The organism is Rhizobacter sp. P2_D12, assembly GCF_056404395.1.
In genome coordinates this window covers 1-1,764 of record NZ_JBFUEB010000271.1, presented here as the reverse complement: position 1 = coordinate 1,764, position 1,764 = coordinate 1, and the positions used below count along the sequence as shown (strand labels likewise).

Annotated in this window: 3 protein-coding genes; all 3 read left to right on the top strand. The window is 71.2% G+C overall.

From position 1 onward, the window contains the following. Positions 1-192, top strand: a 192-nt coding sequence (locus AC1DYN_RS32345; protein ID WP_477966863.1) for a hypothetical protein, incomplete at its 5' end; no start/stop codon positions are given. Between the two features lie 70 nt (positions 193-262). Continuing rightward, positions 263-1,387, top strand: a complete 1,125-nt coding sequence (gene pilM / locus AC1DYN_RS32340; RefSeq protein WP_477966861.1) for a pilus assembly protein PilM — start codon at positions 263-265, stop codon at positions 1,385-1,387. Next, the coding region (locus AC1DYN_RS32335; RefSeq protein ID WP_477966859.1) for a hypothetical protein at positions 1,380-1,764 on the top strand (385 nt) is incomplete at its 3' end. The genes pilM and AC1DYN_RS32335, both read left to right, overlap by 8 nt.

Here is a 1,764-nt window from a genome sequence, read left to right as displayed (position 1 = left end):
AGCGTGACCAGCACCGGACCGGCCATCCTGAACGTCACCGGCCTGCTTGACAGCTGGGCCGCCAAACGCTTCCCCGAGCACGGCCTGCTGTTGCGCCTGCTCGACCCGGGCCAGGCTGCCACCTTCTACAGCAACGAAGCGAGCGACAGCCGGCGCCCGCTGCTGCGGGTTGTCGCAGCCGACAAATGCTGATGGACGAGATCATGCATCCACACGCGCCTGGCGCCATTCGCTATCACGCACCGATGGGAGACGCCGCGCCATGACCCTGCACCGTCTTGTGGCTGGCCTGCGACGCCGCCTGCAGCCCTCAAGCGCGCGGCCGATCGGCGCCGACTTCGCCGCCAACCGGCTCAACCTGGTGCAGGCCGACTGGCGCGATGGCGGCTGGCGCCTGCGCGCTGCCAGTTCCCTGCCTTATCCGATGCCGCGTGACGTGCTGCTGGCCTCCCCGAAGGCGCTGGTGCAATTCGTCGATGCCGCGCTGGCGCAGGCGCCGTTCCAGGGCCGCCGCGTGATTTCCGCGCTGCCCCCGGCCGACGTGCGCATCCTGCCGCTCACCGTGCATGTCGCCACCGGCCAGACCGAGGCCCAGGCCGTGGGCCGCGCGGTGAGCGAGCAACTGGGCGAGCGCGCCGGGCAGCACGTCATCGATTATTACCAGGTGCGCGGCGCCGACATGGATGGCGGCGAACGGCAGGTGCTGGTCGCTGCCGCGCTCAAGCACCGGGTGCTCGATTACCTGGCGATGCTGGAGCACGCACGCCTCGAACCCGTCGCGCTCGACATCGGCCCGGCTGCCATCGGTCGCCTGCTGGCCACGCTGCATGGCAGCGACGTCGGCCAGTCGGTCGCGCTGCTCAATTTCGGCGCCGCCAAAAGCTACCTGACCGTGATCTGGGGCCGGCGCCTGATGCTCGATCGCGAGATCGCGTTTGGCGAAGACATGCTGGCGGGCGCTGTCGCGGGCGCGCTCGACCTGCAACCCGATACGGCCGCCAGCCTGCTGCGCCAGCATGGCATCGGCGCGCGGCCTGGCATGGCCATTGACGATCCGCACATCGAGCTGCGGCGCGCGATCCGCGCCATCCTGCACCCGGCCTGCCAGGCACTGGCAGACGAACTCGCCCACACGCAGGTGTACGTGGCCTCGCGCACGCGCGGCAGCTCGATCAGCCGCCTGTACCTCAACGGCAGCCTGGCGCGCTACCCCGATATCCAGTCCCGGATCGCCGAGCTGATCGACGTGCCGGTGCACCTGCTCGATCCGTTCGGCGCCTTCCCCGAACCRGCCCAAAATATGGCACACGACACGGCAGGCGAACAGGCGACGACATCGCTCGCACTGGCCACCGGCCTGGCGCTGCGCGGAGGAGCAGATGGCTGATATCGACATGATCCCGCGCAGCTACCGCGACGGCGTGCGCGTGCGCCGCACGCTGCGCCGCGCCGGGGTGGCTCTGGCCGCGATCGTTCTGGCGGCAGCGGCCGGCAGTGGGGCGCTGCGCTGGCAAAGCGCCGCGCTGGAGCGCCGCACGGCCACGCTGCAGCAGGCGGCCAGTGCGGCGCAGACCAGCCAGGCGCAGGCGGCCACCGCGCAGGCGGCACGCGAACGCCTGCTGGCGCAGCAGGGCCTGCTGCGCGCGCTGCGGCGCGAAGGCGAACTGGCCGCACTGGCCGCCGCCATCGACAGCGCCCTGCCCGCGAATGCCTGGCTGACCGCGATCAATCTGCAGCGCGACCTGCAACTGGCAACGGCGGCCC